Source organism: Bacillus sp. BP-3, assembly GCF_028401955.1.
Lineage (GTDB): Bacteria > Bacillota > Bacilli > Bacillales > Bacillaceae_G > Bacillus_A.
In genome coordinates this window covers 198,360-212,083 of the sequence record NZ_JAQOTJ010000008.1, presented here as the reverse complement: position 1 = coordinate 212,083, position 13,724 = coordinate 198,360, and the positions used below count along the sequence as shown (strand labels likewise).

Here is a 13,724-nt window from a genome sequence, read left to right as displayed (position 1 = left end):
GTCTTAGCGATTAAAATTTCTTGTTTTTTGTTTGGGTATATACGGAATTTATATGCTTTATTAACAATCATGACTTTGACCTCCTTATGTATATAATTTTAGAGGTGAAGACATAGAAAAACGAACAGTAGTATTACAATTCCCTAACATTCTTTTAGAATTACAAGTAGCACTCGGACAGTCGGACAATCAAGATGGTAAATAGCCATCTCTTGTCCGAAGGCGATTCATCCCCCGCCTACTCATTGGGATACGCCCTTCACATTCCTTGAGGTGGGAGTATTCTCCCCTATTTTAAATAAAATTAGCATTCAATTTATATAACGATTTTCCTACTGAAAAAGTTACGGGGATGATAGGAAAATTAATGTCAGGGAATTATAACCTTTAATACCACTCTAAAGGGGCTATTTAAAAATGAAAATAATGCTAATTATCTTACTCTCATTAGGAATTTTAAATTCTTCTTCGATACTTATTTTTGCTAACGAGAGCCAAAAAAACAGTCTAATGAAAATTGTTAAGGAGTTTAAACCGTCAAACTCGGTACTTGTAAGCCCTGAAAATCCTCCCTCTACACCACCAATTCAACTCTACGACTTCAACCACGATGGGCGGAAAGAAATAATCGTTACTTTTCAATTAAAAGAAAAAGATCAACCTTCTCAGTTTGGAGTAATGGTTTTAAAGAGAGAAAATAATAATTGGCAAAAAATTTGGGAGACAAAAACGCAAGGCGTAGGTTTGGATTTTTCAAGTCTAGTCGATATTACTGGTGATGGTATAAAAGAATATTTATTCGGTGTCACAATTGGTGCAGCAGCAGGAAATAAACTTGAAGTGTTCCAGTGGAATGATAACTCATTTAAAAAGATTGCCGAAGTCCCTTATCATAAGATGGATATTTTGAACGGAAACCAAAAGGTAGGTTTAGCAGTTTGGCAGTGGTATCTTGCTGATAGTTATCTTGTAGATACATTAAAATGGAATGGTAAAACATTGATTTTTAATGAAGGATTATATACTCAATACTATCCTATTATTGAAAAATTCTATACCAATAAAATTTCTGCAATGGATGCCTGGTTTTATTGGTACTGTCTCGCAGATGCTCAAATAAAAGCAAATTTATTAGAAGAAGCCTCTAAATCCATTCACAAAGGGCGTTTATTAGCAAAGCAATTATCGATGCCAGATGTAGTTCAAAATTTTAATGAATTAATTGACAAACTTGAAGAAAAGAAAAAACACTTTTCCAACTAAAAACTGAGAGGTGCAATTTGCACCTCTTATCTTTCCCCCTACTCATTACATAAAGCAACTACGCTAGAAAACGAGGCTCAAAAAGTTATTAAAAATTTTATTAAAACTCTAGAATCGAACAAAACAGATGATTTATTAAGATATATATTGTTTCTCCTTATAGTCAAGAACAAGTAAAGCAACACTTCATACGTTTAAGCAAGAATTCTTCAAAAACAGACCTTAAACACTTAACAGTTGTTGGAGATAATTTAGCTTTAGTTAAGTTAGAACAAGACTTTTATAGTCATTGTAGCTTTGAAATAAAGTTTAATCATTTTCTATCTGTGTCCCTCCAGAATCGCGCCTGATTGCCAAACAACATAAAAAACATATTTCTTTTTCAGCTTACTGTATATAGATATCATGCATTGAAAAATCAGTATATTATATCCTTTCTATTCTGTAATTAAGCGGTACTTCTTTAAGATATCCAATGTGATGTTTTTAGCTTTTGTACCCGTACTATCAATGTTTGTTACAAAGACATAAGAACGATTGTCTATTTTTATAAATCCAACAAACCAGCCTAATCCTAAATCAGACAATCTTGTCCCCGTTTTTCCGTAAAGTGTGTAGTAATCCCCTTCTTCTTGGATCATCATTCGCTTAACAGTTTTCATTACAGGTCTATCAAACGGAAGCTCTTCTTTATACAACTTCTCCATAAAATCAACTTGTTCAAGAGGACTAATTTTTAAAGTGCTGCTTAACCAGAAATGGTCGATTCCTCCACTAATATCCTCGTTTCCATACGAGATTTTTTGTATCCAATCATTCATACGTTGCTCTCCAATATCCCTAGCCATTTCCTGGTAATACCAAATAGCTGATTCACGCATAGCCGATCCAAGGGTATGGTCATGGTTCCATGTATCAAATTCACGTTTTACGCCATCCCATCGTTTTACATCATACTCATCTCGAACAGCCTTGACTTGTAAACCAATTAAGGCATTAGGGACCTTAAATGTAGATTCCGGAGTTTGTCTTGTGTTAGCTCTTTCCTGATTGTAGACAAAGGTTTCTCCAGTTTTAACATCACGCAATATAAACGTTCCATTATGATCAGAGAAATATTCAGCGACATCTAATTTTTTAACATTAAGTTTTTCTTTAGAAGTAACTTCTTTACTTAATGTTTGAGCTTCAGCTGTAAAACCTATTATCCCTGTAAACAGTATAAAAAAGAACAGATAAATCAATTTTCTCATTTCAGACACCTCATTAAATTATTTGACAGGTATATTCTATTGTTTAGATTCAGAAAATTCAATAACAAACAAGTGAGTGATAGCTATAATGATAAAATCAAAAAATTCATATCTCCCCCTGTTTTTAACATGTATTTACTTAGTGTGAAGTTTATATAATTCATCCTAACAGAAGTTCTCCATCAATAAACCCTTGGATGCCAAGAGAATTTAACTTAGCATAATTTATTCCCTTGATAAATAAGTGTTTGCGCACACTCAAGTACATTTGATGGTTGTATAAAAAGGCAAGGTTTTATGTGACCTCTTATTCACCTAAATGACCCGATTGCTGAATAAGAAACAATCCTGCATATCAATACAGGATTGTTGATTAAACTTTATTATAAACAATCAGACTTTTTTATGATTTATTGAACTTTATTTCAAAGCTACAGTTAGACAGAATCACATAAAAAATAAATATAGAGATACAAAATCAAAAAATGAAACAGTACAACTATTAAGTTAAGTCATTTTACTTGCTAAGCTCTCTTTGAGCTCTCATATAGCTTTCCATGATATTTTGATAACTAGGAAGATGTTTAGTAAGTAAAGCACCAAAGCCTTCAACGTCATTTCGCCAATCACGATGTAATTCTGCTGCAACACTAAACCAGTTCATTAATTGGACTCCTCCATGAGCCATACGCATAAGGGCAGCATCTGCAACTTGTTTACTAAAAGTCCCTGATGCATCAGTTACAACGAATACCTCATATCCTGCGTTTACAGCAGATAGTGCTGGGAACGCAACACAAACATCAGTTACAACCCCTGCGATAATTAGTTGCTTTTTACCTGTTACTTCAATGGCTTTAACGAATTCTTCATTATCCCATGCATTAATTTGTCCAGGCCGAGCTATTTTCGGTGCATCAGGAAAGAGCTCAACCAATTCTTGTATTAGTGGGCCGTTCGGGCCGTTTTCAAAGCTTGTTGTTAAAATGACTGGTAAATCAAAAAACTTAGCGGTATTAGCAAGAGCCAAAACATTGTTCTTAAATTCATCAACACCATAATCACGCACTAGGCTGGAAATAAGACCAGTTTGATGATCCACTAAAAGAACAGCGGCATCATTTTTGGAAAGACGAGAATAGAGATCAGACATTTTATAGTCCTCCTTAAACTAACGTAATAGAAGAAAATTCATATATTGGCAAATTCTTCTTAAATCTCATTCGCTTTTTACAATAATTTTCCTTTTATTGTTAAGTAATTAATTTATTTCTCAACAAAGATAGTCGATATGTATAAGGTTCAAAATGATTTATCCACCACAATTTTTATATTTTTATTTGTAATCCTGGTAGAAAACCCTCTTTTCATAGAAATCTGAACTTCAACTCACACCTCATCCTATTTCTTATGTGCTTATACCAAAGTTAGCTTGTTGTCCTCACAACTTTATACACCAAAAAATTTAAATTTTATATTTTTTTCGAAATCATGTTAAGATAATTATAAAAATTAAGATTAAGAGAGCTGAATTGAAACTAATCTACAAAAAATTATATTTAAGTACACATATTTAAATTAACAATAAAAAGGGAGAATACATATGCAATATTTTATTGGGATCGTACCTCCAGACGAATATAAAGAAAAAATAATTAAAGTTCAACATCAATGGGAGAATAATTTACTTGTCGATGTTGTTGAGCCACACATTACAGTAAAAGCTCAAGGTGGTTTAACTGCTGATTTAGAATGGATTGAAAAATTGAAAAAGGTTTGTGCAAGTTTTTTTGTGTTCAATGTCTCCCTAAATCCACCAAAATTTTTTGGTGAAAGTGTCCTATTCCTAAGTGTTACATCAGAAAAAATTTTTGAATTACATCAAAAAATTGTTAATGCGATTTCTCCTGATAATGAGTTGATAAAAAGATATATGGAACTAGATAATTATGTACCTCATTTAACAATGGGACAAACACATTGGGGGTTATCTAGTAAAGAATTAAAAAATATGGCTACAATAACTGAAAAAGAACTCAGCCCTTATCCTACATTTGAAGTGAACTTCATTAGGATATATCAAGAAAAAGAAACAAACAAATATGTAAACTATCTAGATATCCCTCTTAAAAAGCGTGCTCAAGTGTAAAGTATGAACTGTTTTCTTCATGATCATGAAGAAAACAGTTATTGTAAGTTACTACTGACTATATACTAAATTTCAATACAATTTCCCATATCTCTAGTACAGTAGAATATTTTAACGAAAACAACCATTTACGGCGAAACTTATAATTTCATTCATAGACGACCTTGAGGGCCTCTATCCTATATGCCGCTGCTAAACTGATCCTCAATAACCAGAATTAAGCCACACAGCATTTTATTTAATCATCTCAACAAATTTCTGAAGAGCAGCCGAAAAAAGTACATCTTTTCTCATAATAAAATAAGTCGGTACTTTGGAATACTTCTCATGTAAATCAGTCATAATTAAAGACTGTTCATGGTCTTTCAAAATTGATTTGACCATGACAGCAATGCCCATTCCAGCTTTCACACAACCGATGATTGCTTCAATCGTACCGAATTCTAATACACGCTTTGGATAAATACCTTCTTCTTTTAACCACCTTTCTACCCTATTCCGATAGTGACAACCGTTCCCAAATGCTAACATAGTGACTTTATCAAGCTCTTGCAAAGTATGTAAAGGCTGGTGACTAATAATCGTTAGTTCTTCCTCACAAAACCAAAGGGAAGTTAAATCTGGATGATGAACATCTTCAACAATGAATGCCCCTTCTAGTTTACGTTCAAGTACAAGTTGAGTTAGCTCAGTACTTGTATGAGTTTCTAATACTAATTCAACCTCAGGATAATTTTCATAATAGTTTTTTAGAAGCGGAGGTAAACGAACTGCAGCTGTAGAGTTGGTAGATCCAATCTTCAGCGTACCAAGAGGTTTAGATTGATTACTTTGTACCAATCTGATTGATTGCTCAGTTAGATCTAAAATTTTCCTAGCATATGTTAACAAAATCTCACCATTAGAATTTAAAGTAACTCCCTTTCCATTCCGATAAAATAAAGGAACCCCCAGCTCATCTTCTAGCTGTTTCATTTTCATAGTCACATTTGATTGAACATAGTTTAGTGATTTTGCTGCTCTCGATATACTTCCTTCTTCAGCTACCTTTATAAATACAGTCAAATCTTTAATATCCACATAACTCACCTCTTAAGATATCATTTTTTTTGATATCTTTTATCTTTATTGTTTATTTTACATGATACCTCTATATTCATACAATTAAAGCAAGAGGAGGTTATGATAAAAATGCAGAGACAACAAACTAAAAATGATTCCACTAGTTCTTACAAATGGATTATTTTATTAATTGCAACTATTTCACAAACATTTGCTACGTTTGTTACGTACGGGATTGGTCCTTTAGCTTCTTTATGGCAGCAAGTGCATCACCTATCTCAGTTTCAAACTGGGTTACTTGTATCAGCTGTAAATATTGGACCGATCTTCTCGATGCTGTTTTTCGGAAACTTAATGGATCGATATGGCGAAAGATGGATTGTAGGTGGAGGTTCTATCTTACTTGGAGTGAGTATGTTATTTGCCTATCCAGTCACAAATTACACATATGTAGTTGTTATTTTGCTATTTGTAGGAGTCTGGTATGGAACGGCACAACCTGGAGGTAGTAAGGCTATTGTAAAGTGGTTTCCTCCTCAGCGTAGAGGACTTGCGATGGGTGTCCGTCAAACTGGGATTCCGATTGGAGGTGCTTTAGCTTCTAGTACTCTCCCTTTCTTTTTTTATAATTATGGGTTATCTTCTGTCATCCTTGTGCAAGCGATTGCACCTATTTGTGGCGGCTTATTGTTCATCTTATTTTATCCTGATGATCATTCCCCTATTCAAAAGGCAGAAGCCGTTTCCTTCCTTACAAAATTAAAGAAGGTACAAAGAAACTCTTCTCTCTATCCTGCCTTTCTAACTGGAATAACAATGATGTCCCTACAAATGGTGCTCGTTGCCCATCTAATGAGTTATCTTACAAACGAAGTTCATACGAGTCTTCACCATGCTGGAACATTATTAAGTGTAGTATTGCTAGGTGGAATGATCGGGAGGGTTCTTTTAGCGTGGGCTAGTGATACTGTATGTAAAGGAAATCGTGTCACTCCCTTACAAATAACTATCGGTATCACTGTCTTATTGCTTCTTTGTATGAGCTATTTCATATCTTATATAACTTTTGGGTCACTTATAATCTTATACTTCTTTCTTGGTTTCTTTGCTATCGGGTGGTTTAGTTTATTTATCATTTTAGTATCAGAAAAATCAGATCCGCAGTTTATCGGTTTAACTGTAAGTTTTGCTTTAACATTAAATCAATTTGCTATTGTACTTGCACCTGCGTTGTTTGGTATACTTGTTGACTATTTACATAGCTATACTGCTCCATTCTGTATCTTAGCTTTTCTCATTGTTTTGAGTGGTATATGGTTAACCATTACCGAATATCGTAACAAACAATTACGTACTCAAAAATTCTTATCAGTTTAATAATTTTATTCTAAACATCTATATTGTAATTATTACATATCCTAGATCATCCTCTTTACTGGCTGATGCGATATGAAAACTTGAAGTACATGCTTGAACAAATGCCGAATGGTGACTTAAATAACCCAAGGATAATAGCAAAACTACTTCCATGGACTCCTTGATTTACCATCTACTTGTTTCGTTCCAAAATCAAAAACACAATAGAAAGATCCCTAGGATAGCTGACTTCACAATTCTATCCTAGGGCCCATGTATGAAATATTACTTACTGCTTACATTCGATTTAGTATTTAAAAAATTCACTTCAACCATATTTTTTGCCCTGGAAGATTTTATTTTAAAACTATCTATGTAGCTTTTTCAAATATCTTTAGATGAGTGAAAATCCTTGTCTATAAAGAAACCGCAATTTTCTCATCATCAACTTCATATTTTACTAAACAATCACTTTCCATGACTAGTTCTTTGGCAACTAAGTTACCTGTGACACGATCAACTATTTTTTTATAAATTTTATTTTGTCTGTATACTTGGCCATCTGCTTTTTTTACAAAACGATGATCTTCTTCAACGATAGAATACTTATATGGAGGATACTGAGATGCCTTAATTTCTCCGTAAATGTATTCTTCGTCAATATGTAGATTAACTTGATAAGAAATGTTTGAATTGTTTTTTAATTTGAGGTCAATAATACCATTCATCAAAGTGGCGCCTGTTCCAAATGGAATCACACGTCCATAGTCAGGGAATGGATCGAAACTATGACGATATCTTTCCACTGTTTCCAATTCTGTATGAAGAAACATCCAGTAGAGAAGATTCCCTAACTGACAGAGACCACCCCCTATTCCCTTTATCGCTTCACCATTCATTAGAATAATACCTTCTTTATATCCAGCCTTTTCACTGGAATTGCCAACAAGATGCCAAAATGAAAATGTTTCTCCCGGTTTAATTACAACCTGATTTATTTTGCAGATAGCTAGCTTTAGATTGGTGATTTTGTTATATTGCAACTGTATATCCGTATCACCTAACTTTCTAATAAGCAAAGATTTATGTTTATAAATCCTGTAAGGTAATGGATTTTGCTCAAATGCTTTTGAAAATATATGGCCTTCAAGATGATCACTTATTTTTTTAAACAGCCTACGTTGTCTGATTCTAATAGGAATTAAAAAAGGAAACCTTTGTGTTAATAATTTTCTTGCCATTAAGAGTTGAGCCCCTTTATATATTATTCATCTAACAAATTAAGTTATATTAATAGTATCATACCGATTGTATTTTTTTAACAATTAATATCTTACAACTTTTCACTTATCATCAGAAAAGTCAGATTCACAAGTCACCGGTTTAACCGTAATTTCCGCTTTAAACCGAACCATTTTCAATACGATATGATCTACAACATGTCTTACCTCAAAAGAATCGAAGTCGTTTTTGTCGAAAAATAATATAGATGCCTTTATGCAATCTAAACTACATGCATATTGTAGAAGAATGATGGAATAGGAGAAGGGATATGGAGCGAGCGTTAGAAATTTCAAAGTTTTGGATTCCAGAACCTAGTTTATCAATTACACCAATTAACCCAAAGATTGCTCTGACTACATATTTTTATAAATGATTAAAGAATTATGCCTGAGAAACTTCCTTTTAATACTTCTTTTTCAAGTTGATTCATACATGTAAACACCGCAGTAATTTTTGTACGATTTTTTTCATCCAGTTCAAATTGTTCAATAATTACATCACAACAGATCGTATCACCACTAAAAACCGGGCGAAAGAATTCAAAATCCATCTTATGAGCCAATACATTATAATCACTGCCAACTTTCGTAGGGAGTGTTGATGTTAAAAGTCCTTGTACAACAAATCGCCCTTGTTCATCTGGTGTCACATGATGAACACCTTCATCCTTTGATACCTTCGTAAATAATACAACATCTTCTTTTGTAAATGTTCGCTCAAAGGTGATTTTTTCGCCTACTTGTAATCCCATCAATATCCCTCCTCAAAAACATTTCATGATTCACTTAATTTCACTGTTCGAATACACAGTTAATTAATATCAGATTATTCTTACAATCGTTATACAGAGACATGATAAAAGAAGATACGAAATGTTAAAACCACCTTAATAAAGTTTAATCAAAAATATTTTGAGAATTCTTATTTAGCAAGAAACAAAAAGACACTATTTAAAATAAGGGTATCCGCAAAAAAACTAGAGTGTAGCTTGAATTAGATATTTAAATGCTTAAAAGGGGTTTTCCACGCGAAATTATTCGGAAAACCTCTTTTTGATTCAACAATTCAATATTTCTTTTAACATTTTAAAATTTTGTTGCTAAATATCTGGCGAACCCCATGTTATTTCATTAAAGCTACTGATTGCAGAAGACAAATCATATCCATACTCATTCATAAAATTTTTTCAGTTCCTTTAAAATAAAGTTTTCTCGGTGTATCCATCTATTCTGCTCACATTGGTTATCAATTTTTTGATTTTGATTAATTGCATTACTAAGCTTCACCAATGTGTCAGTAATTTAATTTATTCTAGTAAAATGCAGTTTACTACTCCTTAATATAAAAATACTTTATTTTTACAAATAATACTCAAACATTTTTGCAACCTTTTCTTTCATTTTTTCTTTTATAGATAATTGATTGACGTCAGAGGATGTTACTCGCTTTGAATTTTGTAAGTCTTCATTAATGACTGGCTTTATTTTCGAAATATAGACAGGGTCATGAATATAACAGTTCATTTCTTCATTTAAATGAAACGAGCGCGAATCAAAATTCACGGTCCCAACCATCAATACTTTTTCATCAATCAAAAATACTTTACCGTGTAACACTCCCTTTTTATAACCATATACTTCTATTCCCTGTTTTAATGCTTTTCGGATGTATGGATACGCCGCTTCTTTAACTAACAGTGCATCCGAATGAGGTGAGAACAGAATTTTGACACGGACTCCCCTCTTTCTTGCATCTACTAATGCGTTCCAAATAGTTCTGTCTTTTGGTATAAAATAAGGTGTTAATATAATGATGGAATCTTTCGCTTGTTGAAACAGCATTGCATAATCTTGTCCAAGTTTTTCTCCGCTATAATATGCAGTAAATCGATGCGAGGTTGCTCCCTTTTCCTTTATCGCACTGTGTATCGGAATCGGTTTCTCTGAATTTTTCTTCCAGTCTAACAAAAATTGGTGTTCTAGATCTTCAACTCCTTCTCCTCGTATTTGAAGGTGATAACCTCTCCAGTAACCAAGTTTTTCTTTTTCACCCAAATATTTCCTGTCGATGTTAAATCCGCCAATATACCCAACCTTTCCATCAATAACTGAAATACGACGGTGATTCCGATGATCCAAAGAAGAAGAAAGATAAGGGAAAGTAGGCTTATTGTAATACGTAAAATGCACTCCTTTTTTAACTAATAATTCTCTTTCCTTTTTCTTTAGTAAAATTCCACCTAGCCTGTCCACTGCATAGTATACTTCTACGCCTTCCTGACTTTTTTGCTTCAATAACTCTAAAAACTGATGACTTACTTTATCATCAGCAATAGAGAAAAAGTTAATATGCACGTAATATTTTGCTTTCTTTATATCTGAGAATAATTGATTGTTTAATTGTTTCCCGTCTGTATACATAGTAATATCACTTTGACGAATAGGGTATTGGCTAGGTTGCTGAACAAATCTCCCACTTTGTTCAGCTGCTGTTCTGTCAAATTCATCCCAAACAAACAAAACAAAACATACGACGATAAATACAAAAAGGAGTACCAGGAAAGTTTTCCCTATTTTTTTCAACATATCTAATCTCCTTTATTTATATATTATCGTTTTCTTTCTGTTAGTTTTTGTTATTGGAACAAAACTATTCCATATCCATCCGTGAAATTAATCTTTATAATATATAAATAAATTACGTTCTTACATGGTAGATTCTTCTTATGTATATTCTATTCACGTTAAGTTAACATCACATCACTTAACGGTATTTCATGTAGCTAGTAGCTAAAAAAAGCCTCCTTCGAATAATTAACTGTAAAATTTCTCATTCACATAACCCTAAAATTGGAAATCGTACTATGATAACAAAATAGGAATTCTATATTTTGAAGTACATTTACAAGGAGGAAATACTACATGACAGTAAGCACTAAACTTAAACAAACTATCGCTGGATTAAAGAGTGCTCAAGCATGCCTAGAAGGATTTGTTCTTGATACTGATAACCAGCAAGCAAAACAATTATATAAAGGTGCAGCACAACAAACTCAAAAAATTATTGAATCTTTAAACCCTCGTCTTCAGCAAATTGAACAAGAAGAGCCTCAGTACAAGTAATAGCATAATACCTTGCACATAGAATATCGTCCACGTGTAGTATATAAGGAGATTATTTCATGGTTTTTTTACAAATAATGGACAGGGGATATTTGACGCTTACAAAAATATTATAGAAAACGAAAAAGAACACATATTATACATATTTAATATGTGTTCTAGGTCTAATCTCTTTTGTTTTATAGCATATAAATTCTTTGCAAATACTACATATCATTCGCTAACAACGTGATGCTATACTTATAAAAAATTATTTTAAGATCCCTATTTCCATAGTTTCCATCATCTCTTTAGTTGTAAGAATCGTAGCAAATTCCTCATGCAAGGTAGCCAATGAAATAGCATGAATTTCTTCTGCACTATAGTAAATATCATTTGGTCCTTTCATTCCAAACGCAGCGGTAGCATCTGAAATAAGATATGTATCAAATCCTAAATTACCACTCATTCTAGTAGTAGTTGAAACGCAATGAGGCGTAGTTAATCCAACTATCACAGCCTTTTCAATACCATTCGTACGTAAATATTCTTCCAAGTTTGTCCCTATAAATGCACTATTTACCTTCTTTTGAATAATGACTTCACCCTCAATTGGTTTTACCATATCTTTAAATTTAGAACCCTCATGACTAGGGTGCATGATAGAATGAATATTATCTGATAGATGTTGAATATGAATAACTGGATATTTCTTTTTTCTCCACAATTTTAGTAAACTTTCAATATTTTTTTCTGCTTCTAAATTATTTCGTTTACCCCATTTTTCATGATTAAATGCTTTCTGAACATCTATAATTACTAATGCTGCATTTTCAAATCTATGTAGCATGTATTTCCCCTCCCCTTAGAATGACTTTACCTCATCATTAATTCCTAGTCCTTTAATCCCATTCATTCATTGTTTCAAGCTCTATTCCCTACTACCAATTTCTTTTTGAATCTTTTTAGGTAACTTTTGAAGGACTAGCTCATAGGAATGAATAACTAACTTCTCCCATAACTCTTTAGGGATATCAGCATCTAAATAAATGGAATTCCAGTGTACTTTATTCAAGTAATATCCAGGAATAATACCTTCGTATGTTTCCCTTAAATATTCAGCACGCTCAGGATCACATTTCAATGATAGTATAGGCTTTCCTACTGAATCCCCGCCAAACATAGCAAACATTTTACCTCCCACTTGATAACGATCTGCTTGCCATTCTATTTTGTAATCATGAGTTGCAGCAGGCTGATTTCGACAATAATCTTCTAATATATGCTTCTCCATAACTAGACTCCTTATATAAAAAATTATCACTACTAACCCAAACAGCATTTATCTCAAATCATATGACGACTTGCAATCTGATAAGTAAATAATACAAATGCTTCGTTACAGTTCCAATTAATTAACTCCTTCTGTACTAACTCTCGGTGTTTTTTAGAGATATCTCTAATTGCATTTCCAACCGACTTCCTTACATATTCGCTAGGATCATTCTTTAAATTTGAAAGTAATTGTATTGCAACTTCAGGATTTTCTTTGAAAAATGGTTTTGCTGTCCATACGCGCAATCCTTCTGTAACAGCTCTTCTTACATTTGCATTCTTATCCGACAGCCATTCATTTATAATTGGAAGAGCATTTTCATATCCTGTTTTAGAACAAAACGTATCAAATGCTTTGGCTAATACCTCTTGAGCCCGCCAATCATGATTTTGACTAACTTTATATCTTAAAAAGTCGAAAGCTTCCATGTTATATGGTGAAATTTCTCCTACTAAGAATATAGAAAAATATGTTTGTTTAGAGCTAACCCCTGTCGCATATAACTGTATAGCTACTGTTAAGATATATTCTCTATTCTTATCCTCAGAAAATTCACCAGCATATTTTCTTAATGCCGTAATGTTCATATCGTCTAGTTCCAACTACTTTTCCCCTCCCCCTTATGAACACATAGCACATCGGATTATATTAATAATATTATATTAAATGTATTTTTTTAACAATTTATATCTTGCAATTATTTCACTTAGTGTTAGAAAAATCAGATCTACAATTTATCAATTTAACCGCAAATTTTGCTTTAATACTGCAACTTCTACTAATTAATGATTAAGTCCATCCCATACCGCAACTGTATTCAATGAAATTCATTTAATATTACCTAGTGCAAGCCAAAAGGACTAATAATGACTATTAGGCTACAGTTACGGTTCAACTAACAACAAAAAGAGAGCAGACTT

General features: G+C 32.8%; 14 protein-coding genes. 4 read left to right on the top strand and 10 right to left on the bottom strand.

The genetic code is table 11. The features are described 5' to 3' along the window. Positions 1 to 71: helix-turn-helix domain-containing protein (locus PLX19_RS14980; protein ID WP_272187482.1), on the bottom strand; the 71-nt coding region annotated here is incomplete at its 3' end. 346 nt (positions 72 to 417) lie between these two features. Between PLX19_RS14980 and PLX19_RS14975 the strand changes: the two genes are divergently transcribed. After that, positions 418 to 1,263 (top strand): hypothetical protein, encoded by an 846-nt coding sequence (locus PLX19_RS14975; protein ID WP_272189460.1) that lies wholly within the window; start codon positions 418 to 420, stop codon positions 1,261 to 1,263. A gap of 437 nt (positions 1,264 to 1,700) precedes the next feature. On the opposite strand, the gene blaOXA is transcribed toward PLX19_RS14975, so the two are convergent. Together blaOXA and ycaC are read right to left on the bottom strand one after the other, a co-directional pair. Beyond that, entirely contained in the window at positions 1,701 to 2,516 is an 816-nt protein-coding gene (gene blaOXA / locus PLX19_RS14970) for a class D beta-lactamase (RefSeq protein ID WP_272189459.1), read from the bottom strand. A 517-nt stretch (positions 2,517 to 3,033) separates the two neighbouring features. Beyond that, positions 3,034 to 3,669, bottom strand: a complete 636-nt coding sequence (gene ycaC / locus PLX19_RS14965) for an isochorismate family cysteine hydrolase YcaC (protein ID WP_272189458.1) — start codon at positions 3,667 to 3,669, stop codon at positions 3,034 to 3,036. A gap of 450 nt (positions 3,670 to 4,119) precedes the next feature. Here ycaC and PLX19_RS14960 point away from each other — a divergent pair, with 450 nt between their 5' ends. Further along, positions 4,120 to 4,665, top strand: a complete 546-nt coding sequence (locus PLX19_RS14960) for a 2'-5' RNA ligase family protein (RefSeq protein ID WP_272189457.1) — start codon at positions 4,120 to 4,122, stop codon at positions 4,663 to 4,665. Positions 4,666 to 4,899: 234 nt separating this feature from the next. Here the strand turns inward: PLX19_RS14960 and PLX19_RS14955 are convergent, their stop codons facing one another. Further along, positions 4,900 to 5,745: a LysR family transcriptional regulator gene (locus tag PLX19_RS14955; RefSeq protein WP_272189456.1), complete on the bottom strand. Its 846-nt coding sequence runs from the start codon at positions 5,743 to 5,745 to the stop codon at positions 4,900 to 4,902. 111 nt (positions 5,746 to 5,856) lie between these two features. Between PLX19_RS14955 and PLX19_RS14950 the strand changes: the two genes are divergently transcribed. Next, a complete protein-coding gene (locus PLX19_RS14950; protein ID WP_272189455.1) occupies positions 5,857 to 7,104 on the top strand; it encodes an MFS transporter in 1,248 nt (415 codons plus the stop codon). 395 nt (positions 7,105 to 7,499) lie between these two features. Here the strand turns inward: PLX19_RS14950 and PLX19_RS14945 are convergent, their stop codons facing one another. The 3 genes from PLX19_RS14945 to PLX19_RS14935 all read right to left on the bottom strand — a co-directional run bounded on the left by PLX19_RS14945 (position 7,500) and on the right by PLX19_RS14935 (position 10,952). Beyond that, positions 7,500 to 8,324: a VanW family protein gene (locus PLX19_RS14945; RefSeq protein WP_272189453.1), complete on the bottom strand. Its 825-nt coding sequence runs from the start codon at positions 8,322 to 8,324 to the stop codon at positions 7,500 to 7,502. Between the two features lie 416 nt (positions 8,325 to 8,740). Further along, complete coding sequence (locus PLX19_RS14940) at positions 8,741 to 9,118, bottom strand: enoyl-CoA hydratase (RefSeq protein WP_272189452.1); 378 nt, start codon at positions 9,116 to 9,118, stop codon at positions 8,741 to 8,743. 607 nt (positions 9,119 to 9,725) lie between these two features. Continuing rightward, a complete protein-coding gene (locus tag PLX19_RS14935; protein WP_272189451.1) occupies positions 9,726 to 10,952 on the bottom strand; it encodes a phospholipase D-like domain-containing protein in 1,227 nt (408 codons plus the stop codon). A 336-nt stretch (positions 10,953 to 11,288) separates the two neighbouring features. Here PLX19_RS14935 and PLX19_RS14930 point away from each other — a divergent pair, with 336 nt between their 5' ends. After that, positions 11,289 to 11,489 carry a DUF1657 domain-containing protein gene (locus PLX19_RS14930; protein WP_033797783.1) on the top strand — a complete coding sequence of 67 codons (201 nt, stop codon included), beginning with the start codon at positions 11,289 to 11,291 and terminating at the stop codon, positions 11,487 to 11,489. Positions 11,490 to 11,739: 250 nt separating this feature from the next. Here the strand turns inward: PLX19_RS14930 and PLX19_RS14925 are convergent, their stop codons facing one another. The 3 genes from PLX19_RS14925 to PLX19_RS14915 form a co-directional block, all read right to left on the bottom strand. Then, complete coding sequence (locus PLX19_RS14925; protein WP_272189448.1) at positions 11,740 to 12,318, bottom strand: cysteine hydrolase family protein; 579 nt, start codon at positions 12,316 to 12,318, stop codon at positions 11,740 to 11,742. An 81-nt stretch (positions 12,319 to 12,399) separates the two neighbouring features. Then, positions 12,400 to 12,762: an MmcQ/YjbR family DNA-binding protein gene (locus tag PLX19_RS14920; RefSeq protein WP_272189447.1), complete on the bottom strand. Its 363-nt coding sequence runs from the start codon at positions 12,760 to 12,762 to the stop codon at positions 12,400 to 12,402. A gap of 53 nt (positions 12,763 to 12,815) precedes the next feature. Beyond that, positions 12,816 to 13,406 carry a DNA alkylation repair protein gene (locus tag PLX19_RS14915; protein ID WP_272189446.1) on the bottom strand — a complete coding sequence of 197 codons (591 nt, stop codon included), beginning with the start codon at positions 13,404 to 13,406 and terminating at the stop codon, positions 12,816 to 12,818. Positions 13,407 to 13,724: the final 318 nt, after the last annotated feature.

Bases quoted from the DNA above. Each gene is read 5' to 3' on its own strand.
- PLX19_RS14950 (WP_272189455.1), top strand. From the start codon at position 5,857: ATGCAGAGACAACAAACTAAAAATGATTCCACTAGTTCTTACAAATGG.
- PLX19_RS14945 (WP_272189453.1), bottom strand. From the start codon at position 8,324: ATGGCAAGAAAATTATTAACACAAAGGTTTCCTTTTTTAATTCCTATT.
- PLX19_RS14960 (WP_272189457.1), top strand. From the start codon at position 4,120: ATGCAATATTTTATTGGGATCGTACCTCCAGACGAATATAAAGAAAAA.
- PLX19_RS14920 (WP_272189447.1), bottom strand. From the start codon at position 12,762: ATGGAGAAGCATATATTAGAAGATTATTGTCGAAATCAGCCTGCTGCA.
- blaOXA (WP_272189459.1), bottom strand. From the start codon at position 2,516: ATGAGAAAATTGATTTATCTGTTCTTTTTTATACTGTTTACAGGGATA.
- PLX19_RS14925 (WP_272189448.1), bottom strand. From the start codon at position 12,318: ATGCTACATAGATTTGAAAATGCAGCATTAGTAATTATAGATGTTCAG.
- PLX19_RS14975 (WP_272189460.1), top strand. From the start codon at position 418: ATGAAAATAATGCTAATTATCTTACTCTCATTAGGAATTTTAAATTCT.
- ycaC (WP_272189458.1), bottom strand. From the start codon at position 3,669: ATGTCTGATCTCTATTCTCGTCTTTCCAAAAATGATGCCGCTGTTCTT.
- PLX19_RS14935 (WP_272189451.1), bottom strand. From the start codon at position 10,952: ATGTTGAAAAAAATAGGGAAAACTTTCCTGGTACTCCTTTTTGTATTT.
- PLX19_RS14930 (WP_033797783.1), top strand. From the start codon at position 11,289: ATGACAGTAAGCACTAAACTTAAACAAACTATCGCTGGATTAAAGAGT.
- PLX19_RS14940 (WP_272189452.1), bottom strand. From the start codon at position 9,118: ATGGGATTACAAGTAGGCGAAAAAATCACCTTTGAGCGAACATTTACA.